Genomic DNA, 19,063 nt, shown 5'->3' with positions numbered 1-19,063 from the left:
ATACTATTAAAGATATAACAGCTTTTCTTGACCTCTTACATTGCTACACCCACTTTCGAACCCGCATAACTTATAACTTTTCCGTTGTTTTTCGAAAAATCTAACGTCATGGAACTACCCTTTTTTACAAAGATTACTTCGAACTGACGCTCAGCCAACATACCTTCAAATTCACCTTCACGCTCACCTATTGTCAATGTTTTTAACTCTTCGTTATACGAAAACAGGATAGTTGAAAATGCCCCGTCTTCGTAACTGTAATTGGTTTCCTCGTCTTCGTACAACTCAAACGAACCATCGGCTCCAGTGTAAACATATAGCTTGATCAACTCGGGTTTTTTCTGCGACGTATATTCAATTTCGGGCCCAATTGGCAAGATCGATCCTTCGCGCACAAATATCGGCATTCGCTCAAATGGAGCATTCACATTTACTTTCTGTCCTCCGGCAATGTACTCGCTGGTGTACAAATTGTACCACCCACCATTGTTTGGGAAATAAACATCGCGCTGACGTGCTTTGTAATTATAAACCGGACAAACCATTAACGAGGGGCCAAATAAATACTGATCACCAATATTCTGCACCCGGTGGTCGTCTGCAAAATCCATCGCTAAACCACGCATAATCGTGTAGTCATCATGATAAACGGCTCCTGTCAAACTATAGATATAAGGCATCAAACGATAGCGTAGTTTATTGTAATACAGCATTGATTGATATGCCGGATGACTTTCTGGTGCCAGGTTGTAAATTTCGCGATATGGATATTGTCCGTGGACACGAAATAAGGGAACAAAAGCGCCAAACTGGTACCAGCGGGTGTTTAATTCGCGCCATTCCTCCAGATCTTCGCTTCCTTCCCTGGCATTTTCGAAGCGCTTTTGCACACAAAAACCACCAATATCCATTGTCCAGTAAGGTAACCCTGACATTGCAAAATTTATTCCTGCAGGAATCTGCGCTTCCATATCTTCCCAGCTTGTACCAATATCGCCACTCCAGGTTACCGCTCCATAATGTTGCAAGCCGGCAAAGCCCGAACGAGTAAGTATAAATACACGATCTCCGGGATTTTCTTTTCGCTGTCCTTCGTAGATTCCCTTAGCATTCATTAAAGCGTAGGCATTGAAGTATTTTGTCGAAGACCCAAGCGCTGTTGGGTTCATTAATTTTTTGCGATACTCCATGCTGGCATTCGATAAAATATCCGGTTCTGTCGCATCCAACCACCAGGCATCAATTCCTTTTTGATAAAGCTTGTCATTAATTTGATCCCAAAATAGCTTGCGTGCTTCCGGGTTGTAGGCATCGTAAAAAGAGCCTAAATATCCGGGGGAAATCCAATCGCGAACGCTGTCTTCTATTGCTCGTTGGTACATCCATCCGTTTTTATCAAACTCATCATAATGCTTCGTTCCCAAATAAAACTTGGGCCACACCGAAATCATGATTCGGGCGTGATTATCGTGCACTTCATCCATCATGGCTTTTGGATCGGGAAAACGCGCCGCTTCAAATTCGTGGGAGCCCCACTTATCAACTTCCCAGTACGACCAATCTTGTACGATGTTGTCAATAGGAATATGTCTTTTCCTGAATTCTTTCAGTGTATTGAGGAGTTCATCCTGTGTTTTATAACGCTCGCGGCTTTGCCAGAATCCCATAGCCCATTTGGGCATCACCTGAGCTTTTCCGGTCAATGTCCGGTAGTTTTTTATCACTCCGTCCATATTGTCACCATGCATAAAATAGTAATCAATCTGATCCCCCATTTCAGACCAAAAAGCGATATCGTCCTGCACCTCTGGGTCAACAGGAGACAAGGCTTTCAAACCAACGTAAGATACGCCACCATCGGGAATCCATTCTAACCTGAGGTGGTATTTTTCTCCCTCTTTCATCTGGTATTGAAATTTGGCAACAGACGGATTCCATGCTGTCCGCCATTGATCGGCTTTCAGCTGACCGTCAATCCAGATTTTGGTGTATCCGGCATAATAAAGCAAAAAGTGAAACAGGCCGGACTCTTCCGGCTCGATATCGCCTTCCCAGGTAATTTTAGCATGATTAAAAGCAAACCCTTCGGGGAAATTATTAATGGTGGTCAGATTTTCGTAATCAATCGTACTTTCCTGACGAACGGTAAAAACGTGGTTGCTTTCGGTATCATCAATGTACGTTGCTGTCAGACTACCTTCTTCGCCATCAGCATTAAAGAGTTTAAATTGATCAATCTGTCCGTATGGGCGCTTATCTCCATAGCGCGAAAAAGAGTAATTGTCCCAAAGTAAACCATAGTTTTTTGTTGAAATAAGAAATGGGATAGAAACCTTGGTATTGTACTGAAAAAGCTCTTCGTTTTTGCCTTTGTAGTTGATTTCGTGAGCCTGATGCTGACCCAAACCATAGAGAGCTTCATCTTCTGACGATTCAAAAACCTGACGAATGGAGTATCCTTTGCTCCCATCAACTTCCATCGGTTCAAATTCCTTTCCTCCGGTTGTTTTTTCCTGAAGCAAGCGATTGCCTTCCGAATCAAAAAACTGCACCTCTCCGGTTGTTTTTGATACCTCAACATTTGTTTTTTTAGTTGAAATCCGGATGATATCGCCCTGTTCTTTTGCCGAGAAATCAACGCTTTCGGTAACTGGCAGAGCGACTAAGCTTTCATCTTCGGCAAATGCCTTTGTAGCCGATGCTGTAACGCGAATAATCTCATCATTGATCGGTATAATTCGAACAGCCTTTGCGCCGTTATCCGAATCCATCTCAGGATAAACAACGACTCCTTCCTTATTTGCTTCCCAGTTTTTTTGCGCACAGGAAAAACAACATACCGCAATCAATGCGATGGCAACTAACTTCTTCATGGTTTCTTCTTTATTCTCTTCAATTATTGTTATCACCAGATTTTAATATGGGTAATCCCCAGCTTCGGCTCCTTTGATTAATCCATCCAAAACTTGCTGATCGCCAACCGTATTGGTACTCCGGTCAAAGATTCCCGAAGCATTGACGGTCGTCGGACCATTATCCCAATAAAAGGGAACCATTCCATTGTCTTTGGCTTTCTTGACAACATACTCGGCAAACCAAGCACGCGAATCATCGTGTTTCTCCTGCCAGGTTGTTCCGTAATTGCTCAGGTCGCGACGCGTTGCTGCAAATTCGCCCAAAATAACGGGAACTCCTTGATCAACAAATTTGGTTTTCATTTTTAAGAACTGTTCGTCGACTGTGTCTTCCTCACCCCAATTCGCATTTCGCTCGCCAGCATCGCTGACATGATTATCTGCACCCCAGAAGTAAAACACTTTTCCCCAGCTGGCGTCTTCTTCAAGGCCACAGAAGTTCCAGGGAGTATAATAATGCACCTCTGCCATCATTCGGTTTGCGGTTGGGTCGGCAGGCAGACTCATCAGCTCGTTTGTTTTATCGATATCGGTATTTGGTCCGGGAATGATCAGGTTGCGGTAAGTATTCCTTCCGCCTGTTGATCGCACCACATCAACAAAAGTTTGCATGTACACTTTCAATACAGCAGCCTGCACTGCATTGTCAGCGTTTGGTTCGTTTGCTCCGGCAAAAAGCAGGTGTTCGTCGTAATCACGAAAAGTGATGGCAATTTGTTTCCAGATAGCAGCTTGCTTTTTGTTGACCTCGTCCTGCTTTTCGGGCGTGACATTATTCTCCAGCCAACCCCCATCCCAATGGATGTTGAGCAAAGCATACATGTCATTATCGACACAATAGTCAACCACTTCTTTAACGCGCCCCAGCCAGCTTTCTTTAATTTTGTATGTTGTCTGATCTTCGAGGTAGTTGTCCCACGCACAGGGGATTCGGATGGCGTTGAAGCCGGCGTTTTTGACCGCCACAATTAATTCTTCGGTGGCTTTTGGATTGCCCCAGGCAGTTTCGCCACCAATGGCTTCCAAGGTATTTCCCAGGTTCCAGCCCAAAGTCATTCTCGACGCAATCACTTTAGCATCACTGTCCATTCCTGTGTTATCCGGAGCAATTGAATCTGCGGATTCAGGATCAGGTGGAATTATAACTGCAGCTGCCTGTGTAATCTGAAGTGAAATATCGTCAGTTCCATTCGCTGTAAGGATCATACTCATCGAACGTTCTTGTTCTATCGTATTTTCTTCGGCCGTTAAGGTAACTGTTGCATTCCCTGATGTTGTTTGAATCGAGGGTTTACACCACTCCGAAGTGTTGAAGTTAATTTTCCAAACAGCATTGCTGGTAATTGACAAATCAGCTGTTCCCCCTGCTGCTTCAAATGAAAAGCTCACTGGCGATGCGGAAAGCGTCGCTTCGGGTTCTTCAGGAGTTACTTCTTTCCCTGGGTCGTTGCTGCATGCAACAATTGTCATTAATAACATCAACAGGTATATCCACTTATTCATGTGCTTCATCTTTCTGTTTCGTTGATTCAAGATTTTAATTTCAGCTGCTCGCTTTCATGCGTAACAGTTGAACTTTATATTCTTCCCTGAAGCAATTGCTTCAGGGAAGATTTGGTTACTTGATTTTATTCAGTATCTATCAATAAGTGACAACTTTATCGATTGTCGCAGTAACAGCAGACAAGTCTGTAATATCAGCCCCCATGCCTAAAATATCTATCACAAAAACTACTGCTCCCTCTGCATCGCTTTCAGGAGAATAGGAAACAGTATAGGTACCGTCTCCATTGACTTGAATCACATCGCCATTCGCATTTGGAGTCCAGTCTGCGTCGGCATAATACATGGATGCATCATAATTACCGACGGCATCGTCTTTCAATGTTATTCCACTGATCGTAAAAGTGACATCAATCCGATTACTGAATACTAAATCCGCTGTATTAATTCCAGGATCAGCTTTCGTTAATCCATATTCGTTATACAATTCCAATCGTAGATTTCCTTTATCTTCAGGGTCACCAATCACCAACTTGGAATTATCAAACGCGATTTCTGTCCCTTGAGGTCCATTGTCACTTCCACCACCAGTCTGCGCAACCAAATGGAAAGCCGTGTACTGAGGGGCAGAAGCATCTCTTGCACCTACCCACATATCAGTCACATTACCCGACAAATCCTTTTTAATTTGAAGAATACGTAAGTGGTTATTGGCATCAGGCGCAAAACTTGCCCAATTGATCAAAGTAAAGGAAGGAACGGTGACATCAAAAGAGTAAATACCTTTGTCATCCAACGAATAGGTTCCGTTAGTTGTTGTTCCATCAGGAGTTACGAATACAACCGATTGGTCGTTAGAGTTCATAGTCATGGAAAAACTGCCATAAACCGATGGATCAGGAGTACCCAACCAATCGGGATAATCTTCAGGAGCTTGCCAGCCGTTCATCATCGAACCATCAAGATTAGCCCAATCCAATGGATTGCTTTCCGAAAGTTTCCAAACGATAGTTGTACTAACAGTTTTTGATATGATATCTTGCCATCCATCAGGCAATTCTGGTTCAGGGTCTGCATATTGGTAATTATCCGCATAATCTTTTGAAACATAATTGAAGACATACCACCATTCTTGCTCATCATTATTATCTCGATAGATGGCTACCCTCAACTGATTTTCAGTCAAATCAAGAACTTTTACATTGGTATTCCAGTTTTTTGCATTAGGAGCGATAGCCGCCAAACGAATAATAGTAGCATCAGTCGTACTCAGTGTATGATTTTTCACATTTAGATCAAAAACACCTTGTTCCGTTACATCTCCTTCATTTGGTTTATACGAAGTTAAATGAGGCCCACCAATCAAATCAAAAGTCATTTCTGCAGCATAGTCCTGATCAGTAGCGCCAACAGATGATCCAGAAGGATCCCAATTTATTTCATAATTCCCCCAAACTTGTTCCCGAGAAGGATCCGCAAAATACATTGGTCCATTAGTCAGTCCATATTTCCCGTTATCAAGGATCCAGGTCTTGGATTCGCCAACACCACCGGTCAACATGTTCCATAATGGATCATCAACATAGCTTAGGTTTGTTGTTGTAATGGAAATCACCATGGTATCAGCTTGCACAAATCCACCGGCACTTTCTACTCCATAAACGAATTTATATTCTCCGGGGAAAGCGATTTTTACCGTATCTTTTAGTTCTGTAGAACGCCCTGCCGGTGTAACCCATAGCGGAGTCATTTCTGGCGTTAAACTTTCAAGGATAATCATGTTTGGGTCGTCAGCATTTTGGGTAATGCTGTATTGCAAATCGTCTTTGGAAATTATTTTTCCAAGCGAGAACTCATCAGGCTGGCACGATGCAAAAGCCAGTACCAAGCCTAAAAGAGCGACAAATATATTTAACTTGCGTGTGTTCATACTTTCTTCTTTTTTAATATTATTTCCAACCGTCATTTTGAATCAATACTCCATCAGACAAGCTGATTTGCGTTTGAGGAATAACTTGAAAACCTTTGGTCGCCATAATTTTCGACTTTTCAATCTTCTTGGTTACTTCTACTCCACCGTTCAATACTGTTTGAGTTGTTGCAATGGTATTTGCAGCAGTTTCCAAGCCTTGGCGCAACAGATCCCAGTAGCGGATGCCTTCCAAAGCAAACTCGTAACGGCGCTCAGCCAACAGGTTTGCCGGGTTAACCGTTTTACTATCCAATCCTGCACGCATGCGTACCTCGTCAAAATAGGTTTGTGCACTGGCACTACCCAACTCAGCGGCCATCAGGAGCACATCAGCATAACGAATAACCACATAATCCTGATACTGACCAATCATGAAATTGGTAGCCCCATTTATTTCTGCTACATCTTTCCCATCAGGGTTCGATAATGGAATGTATTTTTTAGAAGTATACCCGGTGTATTCACGCTGGTCGCTGTTGTCGAAATCCAGTTCTTCCTCTGCAATACCAATGATAGATGCTTCCTTGCGCACGTCTTCTTCCTGGTAGGCATTGTATAATGATGGAAGCACTGTGCAAGATCCCCAGCCTTTACCATAAGGAGAAAAAGACTGTCCTCGTAATCCTAACATCACCATCCAATGATTGCCATCGGTGTTTCCGTCGTAATCTGACGTAATGTTGTACTTAATGGCGAAAACGGTTTCCTTGTTGTCTTTTCCCGCATAGGTTGTAGTCAATCCATCACCAGCTTCATTTGGGGTAGAGGAAGCCGCAGGCCAAAGGTTTTTATACTCTTCAACCAATCCATACTTATCGGCGGTAATGATATCTTCCAGGCCTTCCAGCACATCGCCTTTGGCAATGGTTAACAAATCAGTTTTTCCGTAATAACCGGTGTAGAAAAGATAAACTCGAGCAAGCATGGCTTTAGCAGCCCATTTATTAACACGCCCCGGCTCAACAGTTTCAGCTCCATTTGTAGCAGCAAATTGCAAATCTTCGGCAATCAACTTGTATACATCATCCGGATTGGCTTGTGGAATATTTTCATTCGTTGGTTCGGTCAACAATGGAATGTTCTCCCAAAGGCGAACCATATCGAAGTAGGCATAAGCTCTTAAAAAACGAGCTTGCGATTCAATGCTATTGCGTAATTGAAGGTCTTCGCCCCATTCGATCTGATCCATTTTCGAGAGCAAAACATTACAGCGATAAATTGCTTTGTAATAAGCTTTCCAATAATCATTAAGCATATCCACTTCGGCAGGAGAACGGGATAAATCAAACTCATCAGCAACCTGATAGTTATAGCTATCTGATACCCCTGTTGCTCCAAAACAATTATCGGACAGCACTTCTGCCATAACAGGGAAAGCCATTCCATTTCCGGCAGAATAAACCACCTGAAGTCCATCGTAACAACCTACAATTGCCATCTCTGCATCATCGGTTGTTTTATAAAAGTTTACATCAGTAAGCGAAGTAACTGGCTCACTATCCAAAAAGCTCTCCGAGCAGGCACTCCATAAAAACAGGCCCAGAGTCAATATATAAATGTGTATCTTTTTCATTATCCTTCAGATTTTAGAATTTAACATTAAGGCCAACTAAAAATGTTCTCGGACGAGGATAGTAGCCCACATCAACACCTGATGAGCCATTTTCAACTCCATAACCAACTTCAGGATCCATTCCGTTATACTCAGTAAATGTAAAGGCATTTTGAGCAGATGTGAACAGTCTCACCTGGCTGAGGTATTTGTTATTAATCAACTTCGCGAAATCATACCCTAAGGTAATATTGCTAATTCTCAAGAAATCGCCATCCTTCACAAATAAGTCCGAAAAGAGATAGTTGATGTTTGTTTCGGTTACTCTGGGAATCGTATTTGAAGTCCCCTCGCCATGCCAACGACCAAGAAATTCAGTTGTGTAGTTGGCAAATGCACTTGAATGATTTCGGTAGGTTTGTACAATTTGATTTCCGGCAACTCCATTGGCAGACATCGAGAAATCGAAGTTCTTATAGTCAAATCCCAAAGAGAATCCAAACGTGTAATCCGGGTTGGGATCGCCAACCATCGTTTTATCAGCTTCATTGATAACGCCGTCGCCATCCTGGTCAACATATCGTACATCGCCTGGTTTGGCAGAGGGTTGAATCACTTTCCCTGCTGAGTTCGTATTCGATGTTATCTCCGCTTCGTTTTGGAAAATACCATCCGTTTCCCATCCCCAGAAATATCCAATCGGAAATCCGGTCTCTGCCCGGTGATAAAACTCCAGGGCATTATCATATAACATGTTGGTTTTTCCATGTACAATACCATCTTCGGTGGGCACTTCAGTTACTTCATTTTTATTTTTGGCGATGTTTCCTGATATGAAATAATGGAAATCACCAATTTGGTCGTTCCAGTTTAGAGCCAGCTCAATACCGGTATTTTTCACATTACCACCGTTGATGTATGGCGCATCGGCACCCGCAGTTGCAAGTATTGGTGCTTCGAGCAACCAATCTTTTGTGGTCTTGTTGTACCAATCAACTGTTAAGCCTAATCGTGCATCCAGAAAGCGAGAGTCGATACCAATATTGGTTTGTTCCGATGTTTCCCATTGCAAATTTAAATTAGACAACCGACTAGGATAAGCTCCTACTGTATTGCCCGAAGCATCGTAATCAGCAGAACCAAAATAATAATTGGTATTTGATGTTTTAATCGGTGCTAAATATTGCCATGGGCTGATATTTTGATTTCCTACTTGGCCCCAGCTGGCGCGAATTTTCAGAAAGTCCATCCAACCTTGGGCTGATTCCAGAAATCCTTCGTTTGAAGCAACCCAACCAGCAGATACCGAAGGGAAGTTACCCCAGCGATGACTCTGGTCAAAGCGTGAAGATCCGTCACGACGAAAAGTCGCATTCAACATATACTTTTCCTGATAGTTGTAGCTTAAACGCCCAAAGTAAGATAACAACATCGATTCATCATTTGGAGCACCGCCGTAACTTAATCTGGTTAATTCAGTATTCGTCGTATTGTCGATATAGGCATGATCCAAATCAGAAATAATCAGATCGGCATTAGAAACATTTAGCCACGTTCCTCGGTTTCGATAAGCCTCAGTTCCAACAAGTGCAGAAAAAGAATGATCATCAATTTGATAATCGTAGGAAAGAACGTTGTTCCAGGTTAGCGCGAGCCCTTTACTTAAGTTTTGGCTGGCTTCATCATGAGTTCTAAATGCATAAATCGACAACTCATAAGTAGGCTTGTAGGAGCGGCTTTCTTCGGTGTAAAAATCAACACCCAAGGTGGTTTTAAAGGTTAAGTTTTTAATCGGATTGATTTCAATATACACATCCCCAAAAAGCTTTTGATTATTCTTTTTAGATTGATTGTTTAAAACCATCGAGGCGTACGGGTTACTTTCTCCCTCAGCCCAAGGATCCCAAACCTCTCCATTGTGCATCACACCAGCTCCTGATGTGTTATTCAAAAAGTTACCTTCATCATCATACATCGGTAAAAACGGACTGGTATTAAATGCACCACGCAAGGTATTGTTGTATTGATCGCCAACGCCAATTCCTCTTTTCTCAACGTAACCAAAAGTTAAGTGCTGTCCAACTTTTACATAGTCGTCATATAATTTGTGCTCCGTATTAACCCGGAAATTGTACCTGTCGTAGTTTGAAACAGAAGGTCCACCAACGGTTCCTTCCTGCCCGGTATACGAAAGCGAAATAGAATAAACCGAAGCGTCGGTACCTCCATTTATTCCCAGTGTGTAGTTCTGAGTAATCGCATCGTCGTATATCATTTCATCAATCCAGTCGGTGCCTTCTCCCATCGCAGAAATTTCATCGGCATTAAAATACGGTGCCTTGCCCGAATTGATTGCCGTTTCATTCATAATGACAGCATATTCCTTGCTATTCATCATATCAACCTGACGTGCAATATTCTGAACGCCATAATACGAATCGAATGAAATCTGAGCACTTCCTTTTTTTCCTGATTTAGTTGTAATCAAAACAACTCCGTTTGCTGCTTGCGATCCGTAAATGGCCGCCGAAGCGGCATCTTTCAGTACATCAATACTTTCAATATCTGAATTATTCAGGTAAGAGATATCGCCACTTTGAACACCGTCAACAACATAAAGTGGACCGGAGTTTCCAATAGTTCCCAAACCACGGACGGTTACGTTCATCCCTTCACCCGGTTGTCCTGAAGTAGACGAAATTTGCACACCGGGAGTTTGTCCCTGTAAAGCCTGAAGCGCGCTTGTTGTGCTTCGCTTTTGAAGTTCTTCCCCGTCAACCTGAATTGTTGCTCCGGTTACCAGTTTCTTTTTCTGAACGCCATACCCAACGACCACAACTTCATCGAAGAGTTCAACTTCTTCTTCCAGGGCAACCTGCAGATTTGATTTTCCGACAACCGAAACTTCCTGAGAAGCAAATCCAACGAACGAGATCAACAACACATCTTCATTCGATACGCCTAGCGTAAATTCACCATCGAAATTTGTGACTGTTCCAGTTGTAGTTCCTTTAATTACAACAGATGCTCCGGGAATTGGTGTTCCGGAATCTGCTTCTGTAACAACTCCGGAAATCATGCGCTCTGTAGTTTGAGCATTCCCGGAAAAGACAAGTAGCATTGAAAAGATTAGCAAGGCTGCACTCAAATGCATACCAAACAACCTTTTAATGGAGTTCTTAAAAAAACTCGCATCATTGCGTTTTTCTTTCATACGTTAAAGTTTATTGATTAGATATTTCAACTAGTTTAGTTATTGTTTGGAATTAAAAGCTCACCGCTCCAATTCCTCTTCTATGCATTCTCAAAAGTAGACGAGAACCATCCAAAAGGAATGAAGGAATGTTCAGAATTGGTAGTCAAATCGTTAATGCATACTGCTCATTTGTTAATTTCCACCGGGGCATTTGTTAATCTACAATTTCACAAATCGACACACAGATCTGTTTTACAACTCATTACGGTCAAAACATCAAAAGTTCCGGAAAATCTATCTTCGTATAATAATGGATTTTGCAGTCCGAATGAAAATCACAGTAAAGAGTTGATCTCTTTTTATATTTTTGCAGAATGAATTTTTACTCGTACGTAATATACAATCAGGAGCATCACCGTTTTTATTACGGGTTTTGCCAGGATCTGAAAAAAACCGAGATTGCCCACAACCAAGGGAAAGTGGAAGCTACCAAAGGCCTCACAGGTTGGGTAATTCTTTACAACGAAGGTTTTGCCAGTAAACAGGAAGCCATCCGCCGAAGCCGGTTTTACCGAACCGTTGCAGGCCAGCGATACCTGAAAAAGATTCTTAATTTTTAGATTTCAACAATCAATCGTTAATAATCTGTATCACAATGCACAATAAGCCGCATTGCTTTTTCGTATTTTTGAAGATCAAAACAACAAAACAATTAAAAAACTAGTCATGAAAAAAATAATGGTTGCCGTTCTAGCCCTGGGAGTATTATCATCAGGATGTAAGGTTTTTGAAAAACTAAAAAAGGATGATAAACAAACCACCGATACAATGCAGGAAGATACTCAAGCAAAAGTATTTTCAGTGCCAGCCACAACTTCTGAGGTGAGAGAGAATCCTACTTCGGATCGGATGTATGAAGAGCCGGAAGAAACGGAAAAGCCAGTACGCGTTCAGAGCGAGACGTTTACTTTCGCACAGAAAGAAGATCAGATAAAAAATGAAAGCAGCACTTACTTTGTAATCATCGGTAGTTTTAGCAGCAACGAAAATGCCAACCGTTATAAGCAAGAGCTAATCCCGCAAGGGTTTAATCCAATTGTATTGCACAGCGAAACCGGGTATTACCGGGTTTGTGTTAATTCGTATAACGAAGAGCTTGAAGCGAGAAAACGGGTTCATCAAATCAGAAATAATTACCCCAAATACGCTGATACCTGGTTGCTGATTAAAAAATAATCAAACAATAGTACCGTTCACGTTTAAACTTGGGATTAGTGGTATTGATTGGACGGCAAGTAATAACTTGCGACAACAGTGCTGTTAATCCCAAGTTTTTTTTTATCGCCCAACCATCTACATTCTTGCTCCAGAGTTTCAACACGGTCCAGCCGGCATCAAATGTGATTCAGTGTCAACTTAAAAGACAGATCCTCTCTTACTAGATCATAGATGGAACTTGGAGTAACTTTTCGGCTGCTTGCTCCAGTTTACCATTGTCCTTAGCAAAGCACACACGCAAGTAACTCTGGTTGGTCTTCTCGTGATAAAAAACAGAAGCAGGAGTTGTCCCAATACCAAAATCCCGGGCTAAGCGTTCGGCAAAAGCAAAATCCGGCTCGTCTGAAAGTTTGGAGTAATCCAATAGCTGAAAATAACCGCCTTGTGCATATACAATATCGTAGAGGCTGCCTTCCAGCAAGCGGTTAAAATAATTCCGTTTACCCTGAAATAATTCAGAGACTTCTTCAAAATTTTGATTTAGCGGCAGGTAATCAGCTAGTGCATACTGCAAGGGTGTATTCACATTGTAAATTTGAATTTGCTGCATTTTACGAAATTCGCGCATAAGCTTTTCAGGCGCCAAACAGTATGAAATTCCCCATCCATTGATGTTATACAGCGGTCCAAAAGATGAGATGATAAAACTGCGCTCCACCAACTTATCATGGCGGGCAATACTTTGATGAACCTGATTATCAAAAATAATGGATTCAAAGATCTCATCACTCAAAATGATGATGTTCGTGCCGTTTGTAAGTCGCTGTAATTGGAACAAGTCGTTCTCTGACAAAACAGCTCCCGAAGGATTGTGAGGCGAATTTAGAATGATCATCCGGGTTTTAGAAGAAACCATTTTCCGGAGTTCTTCCCAGTCAATCTTAAATGATGGAGCCTTTAACTTCACATAGACAGGTCGACCACCGTTTAGAATAATCGACGGTGCGAACGACTCAAAGGCCGGTTCAAACACAATCACCTCATCATCATCTTTAACGATTGAACTGATCGCCGTATAAATGGCCTGTATTGTTCCCGCAGTAATGGTAATTTCGGTATGCGGGTTGAACTTTTGAGCGTACTTCTTTTCAACCATATCACTAATGGCTTTTCTCAAAGGGAGTACACCCTCCAGCGGAGCATAGTTATTAAAACCATTATTGAAGTACTTCGTAGCCAGATCAATCAATTGCTGCGGACAACTAAAATCTGTCTTTCCAACAGCCATATCAATAGCTCCGGATTCTTCGATTAGTTTGTTAATCGAGGAAAAAACACTTGAACTCGTATTGGGTAATTTCGATTGCACCATAATTAAGCAGTGAGTTTGCAAAAATAATAAAAGTGGTGATAGTCCATCGAGAGTATGTCTAAAATTACGGAATTAATTCAAACCAATCAATTACTCCATAACTTCTTTTAATACAACTAAGGACTTTAAGTTTGAAGAAATATCCAGATGAATTTGATAGTACTTTATCAACTGGTCTAATAAAATAGTCCGCTGACGTTTATCGATTAACAGTTGTTCAATTTTACCTAAATCAAATTGAAATAATTGTTTAAAGTTCCCAGTGGTTTCGGCATTCATATATTGGTTATGCAAAGGTTCGGAGACGGAAAAAGCAGCCGATTCCAGATCAAAAAAGACCGTATGGGCATGCTCCGATTTCTGCGGCGCAACGCCCAAAAAACGGGTAAGATGAAACAGAAATGCGAGATGAAAATTTGCGATTCCATCCTTCTTCATATCCAACAAGGCAATGGCATGATATAGAAAGTCGAATAACTCCGGATTTGATTCTTCTTCTTTGAGACACTTCAGCAGGACTTCGGCCAAAAAAATAGCCTGAGAACTTTTTGTGATATCAAAAGGAATATGCTCAAAAGGGATACTAAATCGGACATCCCTCACCCGTTGCAAATTACGTCCCGGTCGATAATAAACTTCCAAATCTAACAGGAATAATGGCTGAAAAAGACTTTTCCTCATCGCAGCCTTTTTCTTACGAACCCCATTAATTAAGTATGATTGATTGCCAAACTTTTCGGTGTAGATCCGGGCAATGATGCTCGTTTCAGAATAATTAATGTGATGCAAAAAGATACCTCGGGTTTTTTCCAGCACGACCTTTTATTTCTATTAGTGAATGAACAGGATCTTGGTGGTGAACGTTTTTTCGCCAGACTTATCGTTTCCAAAAACAACATAAACCCCGGTACTTACCCGGTTGCCGTTCAGGTTTTTTCCATCCCAAATAGCTTGCCCACCCAGCGAAGTGGTTTTATAAATCAGGTTTCCACTTATGTCCGTTACTCTCACATCGGTATCAGCTAACAATCCGGTAATGACAATATCCCCGTCATAATCTTCGCGAACGGGATTAGGAAAGGCATACACATCAGCATACTCATTGGCTCCCCCCGTTGCCTCACCACGGTATGAAATAATACCTTCGGGTGTTCCGAAAAATACCTCCCCACTTTCCGGGTTGATGGCTATACTTTGAATGGTGTTCGATAGTAACGGGCTGTTATCTGCTGTAAAATTGAGCAATTCTTCGTCGCCATTCTCGGAGACCAGGTACACACCGGAATTTGATGTCCCGAACCACTTGCGGTTTGCCCCATCCACCGCAATCGCAGTCACTTTTTCGGTTCGTAACAAGGCATGAAAAATACCATCATTCAAGTCCAGGGCAGGCGGTGTTGCATAAAAAGTACTTTCGTCCCAAATATCCCCGGGATTATAAAAAACGGCGACTCCGTTGGAAGCACCGATCCAGATAGCACCATCATGATCCTTGGCAATCGAATAAATATCATTCATCCGGTTAATTTCTTCCACCGTACCATTGGTGAAGTAAGTTGTTAATTTTAGGTGTCTCCCATCCGTTCCATCACTTTTCCGAACAAAAAGGTCATTGCCCCGCGGTAAAACAATCCATTTATCATCATTGCCGGTAATAACAATATCACCAACAACTGTATTATCAACTCCGGGGAACTGGAACGATTCCCAGGTTCCATCTGTTTTATAAACCGACAGAGGTTCTCCAACTTCAGAGTTGGTAACCCACAGGTTATTTTCTGAGTCGAAAGCCATTCCTCCTATTCTCACATACGCCGAAGCAGAATCTTCGGGAATCGCAGTTTGTAAGGTACTGTTGAACTGATCGTGCCGATCGACATACTCCCGGCCTTGCATTTCAACCACCCCAAAGCCCCAGGTTCCAATAAATATATGATCGGGGTCGGCCGGGTCGGCCACAACATTTACAATATCTTCAAATGCTTCAAATTCATCGTGCGTCTTTCGGTTAAAAACACTCCAGCTTCCATCGCGAAATAACTGGAGCTGCGGAGCCTTATCCAAATTGCCCCAAAGACTAGAACGCCCGCCGGTTGTCACCCATAAATCGGCGCCATTGGTCGTCATAGAAAACACCTGATTATCAATAGGACCTTGAGGAGTAATCTGCTCATAGTCTCCGCCCGTTTTTTTAACTAATCCTTCGTTATTATCCGCCAGCCAAACAGCCCCATCTTTGTCATAGTATCCCTGAGCAACAACAATATCATATACTTTTCTGTTCGGATAATTGTAGTCGATGACATCTTCAACCAGTTGTTCATTTTCATCGTAAATACCCACGAATCCGCCTTGCGAAATAACAATTCGGTCGTCACATACCTGCATGTCAATCACCTGATCAACAGTTGTCAAGTAAGCAGTCCAGTTATCCCCTGATCCTTTATACAACTCATGTTTCCCGGCTGAAGCATTATAATAGCACGCAATTACTGAGTTACCCAAAAAACCGAGTTGGGTAAATTCTTCATCGGCATGAGGTATTGTTTCAATCCGGGTCCAATTATTGAAATTCTGTAAGTTTGGCTCATTCGCATCAGCTTTAAAAATACCCTCTTTGGTAGCCGCATACAACGATTCACCATCATAGGTCATTGCATTTACAACAACCGAAGATCCGTTTTCGCCAATGTAGTAAGTATCTTTTATCTCCCTCTTATCCAGACTCACAGCAACAATGCCAAAACCACACGATAAATAGGCTGTTGATCCAACAACCAGAACGTTGTAGATATTCTTGTCTCCCTGAATTTGTTTTCGCTTAATATCAGAAAGATTGAAAATCTCATCCTCAAAAATTAAGTCGAGGTTGCTGTTTTCATAGGCCAGAACAACCACACCATTTTGCTCGCCAAACGCCATTGCCTTTGGCGAAACATCTGACAATCCATTGATTTGATTCAACTTTCGGATGCTGTTATCGGTCTGGTCGTAAATAAAAAGTCCTCCGGTACTAATGCAGTAAACTTTAGTATCGTTGACAATTACTTTTTGAGCTGAATAATAAGATAAGTGCCCCATCCACTTGCCAACTCCAACCTGAGCAGAAAGCCCAAAAGAAAGTAAAACAAACAGGCACAGAATATTAAATCGTATCATAAATCTGAATTCAATGCTTTCAAATAGTTAGCCAGTTTTTGAACAGCCCGCCCACGATGGCTGATGTTATTTTTTTGTTTCGCATCCATTTCCGCAAAAGATTGACTACATCCTTCGGGCTGAAAAATCGGATCGTAACCAAACCCTTCTTCACCTTGTTTCGCTGTCAAAATATCGCCATCAACAACTCCTTCAAACTGCACTTCCCGGCCATCAATAACAAGTGAAATTACGGTTCTAAAACGAGCTTTCCGGTTTTTTATTTCTTTTAATTGATCAAGAACTTTCGTCATATTGGCAACAGCATCCTTTTCTTCTCCGGCATACCGGGCCGAATACACTCCGGGAGCTCCGTTCAATGCTTCAATTTCCAGACCGGTATCGTCGGCAAAACAGTTGTAGCCATGCTTGTTGTAAATGAAAAACGATTTTTCAGCAGCGTTTCCCTCCAGCGTTTCCTTGGTTTCCGGTATTTCTTCGTTACAATTAATATCCGCTAAACTGAGCAATTGAATTTGTCCTCCCAGTATTTGCTGAAGTTCTTTTAATTTGTGTGGATTATTGGTTGCAAAAACAAGTTTCATCATTCAAGAGTTTAGGCAAGTATTTTTGATCGGAAATCGATCGGAATGAATTGCCTCATTTATTTCTAATTCATTTTAAAGCACTCAAATTTACAAAAACCTACCAATGACCAATGCAGAAATTATTGATATGCTGATTCAAGACCGAAAAAGGTAGTTCAGTCAGAAAAGCCTGCGGATATGGTTCACCACCTAAAATGCCCGTTCATGAGCTGAGAAGGCCACTTCATCCATCAAAACGTGCAGTTCATAAAATAATGTTGAAAAATACACGATCACTTATTACTTATCGTTAAATTAGCATAGTCAGTTTTTTTTTCAGGCAGCCCAAGGGAGTGATGAAGAAAGCCGGGTCACTAAAAAACAAATCAGTACTAAACTCAGGCATTAAATTTTAATTTGAATGAACCTGGTCACGAACAAGCAATTTAAAATTTTTTTGAGTGAATCGGGTCGCTGAGAAGCTGTAAAAGAAATGAATTCGGCTCTCCGTTCATCAGGAGAAGCAATTTAAAATTTTTTTTGGCCCAGCGGGAGCAGAGTGAACGCGTAAAATTTTTTTTCACAAAAAAACAGACCAAACGAACAAAAACAAAAAATCAAGTAAGTTCTTTTTTATTAACCCAAAAACAACCCTTATGGAACTAAAATCATTTGTTGCGCTTTACGCGCGACACCTGACCATCGAACACCTGTACTCGATCAACAAATCGACCGTGGATTATGCCCGGCCGGTTATGGCTGAAATAGGTGGAGTCGCCCAGGCAACTTTCAACCAACTGGAAGCCGACAACCAGGCAATGGGCGACCAAATGAACAAAGCTTCAAAGAGTGTACTGACTGCTAACCTGTCCGCGATGGACGAGGATCGAGACGACCGTTTTGCCGAAATAAAGCGAAACGTGACCATGCACCTACTCGGGCGCGATGAACTAAAAAAAGAAGCCGCCCAACGCCTGAAAATATTTATGGACCCGTATTGGGATGCAAACGTTATGGCAATGAATACGCAAACCGGCATTTTGAACGAGCTTTTCAGAAAATTCGACCAACGGCAATCGCTGATAGCCGATGCCACAGCAACCGGTATTTTAGACATGATGACCGGTCTGGAAACGGCCAATACTGAATTTGATGCCCTATATGAGGAACGAAATGCCCTGGAAGCCGCCGCCGACGGCCCCTCGGCAACTAGCCTGAAAGCAGCGGCAGCCAGCAGTTACGAACAGTTTTGTACAGCCATTGAACAAGCGGTCAATTTTACTCCTTCTGAAACGCTCATGACCTTGTTTAACCAACTGGACGAGCTGCGTAAAACCTACGCCATACTGATCCATAAAAAGGAGAATAAAGAGGAAGGACCAGTTCAGCCTACTTAAAATGACAATGAAATACCTCCCGCGGGCAAGGATACAAATCCGTGCCTGCGGGAGGTAGAGTTCAGCCAGAGATCATAACCGAAAGGCAGGTTCTGTGCCAATTCAAACAACTTTGTGATATGAGTTACAAGCTCAGGACTGAATGCTAACCATAACTATTCGCGAATTCGTTCAACCCATCCTTTTTTCGTATTCCGAACAAAATACCAGTCT

The 19,063-nt window shown here is 42.0% G+C and carries 12 protein-coding genes; 3 read left to right on the top strand and 9 right to left on the bottom strand.

Features of this window, described 5'->3' with window-relative positions; translation table 11 throughout:
* Positions 1–35: 35 nt before the first annotated feature.
* From ACTB00_RS09215 to ACTB00_RS09195, 5 genes are all read right to left on the bottom strand, one after another.
* Positions 36–2,909, bottom strand: a complete 2,874-nt coding sequence (locus ACTB00_RS09215) for a TIM-barrel domain-containing protein (protein WP_463299623.1) — start codon at positions 2,907–2,909, stop codon at positions 36–38.
* Positions 2,910–2,915: 6 nt separating this feature from the next.
* On the bottom strand, positions 2,916–4,418 hold the full coding sequence (locus ACTB00_RS09210) for a cellulase family glycosylhydrolase (RefSeq protein ID WP_463299622.1): 1,503 nt from the start codon (positions 4,416–4,418) through the stop codon (positions 2,916–2,918).
* Positions 4,419–4,557: 139 nt separating this feature from the next.
* On the bottom strand, positions 4,558–6,348 hold the full coding sequence (locus ACTB00_RS09205) for a hypothetical protein (RefSeq protein WP_463299621.1): 1,791 nt from the start codon (positions 6,346–6,348) through the stop codon (positions 4,558–4,560).
* A gap of 19 nt (positions 6,349–6,367) precedes the next feature.
* Entirely contained in the window at positions 6,368–7,963 is a 1,596-nt protein-coding gene (locus ACTB00_RS09200) for a RagB/SusD family nutrient uptake outer membrane protein (RefSeq protein ID WP_463299620.1), read from the bottom strand.
* A 13-nt stretch (positions 7,964–7,976) separates the two neighbouring features.
* The gene (locus tag ACTB00_RS09195; protein ID WP_463299619.1) at positions 7,977–11,156 is read right to left on the bottom strand and encodes a SusC/RagA family TonB-linked outer membrane protein; all 3,180 of its coding nucleotides are present in this window, start codon (positions 11,154–11,156) and stop codon (positions 7,977–7,979) included.
* Between the two features lie 356 nt (positions 11,157–11,512).
* Here ACTB00_RS09195 and ACTB00_RS09190 point away from each other — a divergent pair, with 356 nt between their 5' ends.
* Positions 11,513–11,758 carry a GIY-YIG nuclease family protein gene (locus ACTB00_RS09190; protein ID WP_463299618.1) on the top strand — a complete coding sequence of 82 codons (246 nt, stop codon included), beginning with the start codon at positions 11,513–11,515 and terminating at the stop codon, positions 11,756–11,758.
* A 106-nt stretch (positions 11,759–11,864) separates the two neighbouring features.
* Entirely contained in the window at positions 11,865–12,374 is a 510-nt protein-coding gene (locus tag ACTB00_RS09185) for an SPOR domain-containing protein (protein WP_463299617.1), read from the top strand.
* A 202-nt stretch (positions 12,375–12,576) separates the two neighbouring features.
* Here the strand turns inward: ACTB00_RS09185 and ACTB00_RS09180 are convergent, their stop codons facing one another.
* The 4 genes from ACTB00_RS09180 to ACTB00_RS09165 form a co-directional block, all read right to left on the bottom strand.
* On the bottom strand, positions 12,577–13,728 hold the full coding sequence (locus ACTB00_RS09180; RefSeq protein WP_463299616.1) for a methionine aminotransferase: 1,152 nt from the start codon (positions 13,726–13,728) through the stop codon (positions 12,577–12,579).
* A gap of 90 nt (positions 13,729–13,818) precedes the next feature.
* Positions 13,819–14,544 carry a DNA repair protein RecO gene (gene recO, locus ACTB00_RS09175; RefSeq protein ID WP_463299615.1) on the bottom strand — a complete coding sequence of 242 codons (726 nt, stop codon included), beginning with the start codon at positions 14,542–14,544 and terminating at the stop codon, positions 13,819–13,821.
* Positions 14,545–14,559: 15 nt separating this feature from the next.
* A complete protein-coding gene (gene porZ, locus ACTB00_RS09170; protein ID WP_463299614.1) occupies positions 14,560–16,887 on the bottom strand; it encodes a type IX secretion system anionic LPS delivery protein PorZ in 2,328 nt (775 codons plus the stop codon).
* Entirely contained in the window at positions 16,884–17,474 is a 591-nt protein-coding gene (locus tag ACTB00_RS09165; protein WP_463299613.1) for a non-canonical purine NTP diphosphatase, read from the bottom strand. The genes porZ and ACTB00_RS09165 overlap by 4 nt, the downstream gene beginning before the upstream one ends.
* 635 nt (positions 17,475–18,109) lie before the next feature.
* Between ACTB00_RS09165 and ACTB00_RS09160 the strand changes: the two genes are divergently transcribed.
* The gene (locus ACTB00_RS09160; RefSeq protein ID WP_463299612.1) at positions 18,110–18,850 is read left to right on the top strand and encodes a DUF6261 family protein; all 741 of its coding nucleotides are present in this window, start codon (positions 18,110–18,112) and stop codon (positions 18,848–18,850) included.
* Positions 18,851–19,063: the final 213 nt, after the last annotated feature.

This window comes from Sunxiuqinia sp., assembly GCF_055140945.1.
The sequence above is the reverse complement of the archived record's forward strand: the minus strand, read 5'-3'. Positions and strand labels throughout refer to the sequence as shown.

What these genes read in the sequence shown, in the direction of transcription:
- ACTB00_RS09210 (WP_463299622.1), bottom strand. Translation starts at nt 4,418, where the DNA reads ATGAATAAGTGGATATACCTGTTGATGTTATTAATGACAATTGTTGCA.
- ACTB00_RS09205 (WP_463299621.1), bottom strand. Translation starts at nt 6,348, where the DNA reads ATGAACACACGCAAGTTAAATATATTTGTCGCTCTTTTAGGCTTGGTA.
- ACTB00_RS09200 (WP_463299620.1), bottom strand. Translation starts at nt 7,963, where the DNA reads ATGAAAAAGATACACATTTATATATTGACTCTGGGCCTGTTTTTATGG.
- ACTB00_RS09195 (WP_463299619.1), bottom strand. Translation starts at nt 11,156, where the DNA reads ATGAAAGAAAAACGCAATGATGCGAGTTTTTTTAAGAACTCCATTAAA.
- ACTB00_RS09190 (WP_463299618.1), top strand. Translation starts at nt 11,513, where the DNA reads ATGAATTTTTACTCGTACGTAATATACAATCAGGAGCATCACCGTTTT.
- ACTB00_RS09185 (WP_463299617.1), top strand. Translation starts at nt 11,865, where the DNA reads ATGAAAAAAATAATGGTTGCCGTTCTAGCCCTGGGAGTATTATCATCA.
- ACTB00_RS09180 (WP_463299616.1), bottom strand. Translation starts at nt 13,728, where the DNA reads ATGGTGCAATCGAAATTACCCAATACGAGTTCAAGTGTTTTTTCCTCG.
- porZ (WP_463299614.1), bottom strand. Translation starts at nt 16,887, where the DNA reads ATGATACGATTTAATATTCTGTGCCTGTTTGTTTTACTTTCTTTTGGG.
- ACTB00_RS09165 (WP_463299613.1), bottom strand. Translation starts at nt 17,474, where the DNA reads ATGATGAAACTTGTTTTTGCAACCAATAATCCACACAAATTAAAAGAA.
- ACTB00_RS09160 (WP_463299612.1), top strand. Translation starts at nt 18,110, where the DNA reads ATGGAACTAAAATCATTTGTTGCGCTTTACGCGCGACACCTGACCATC.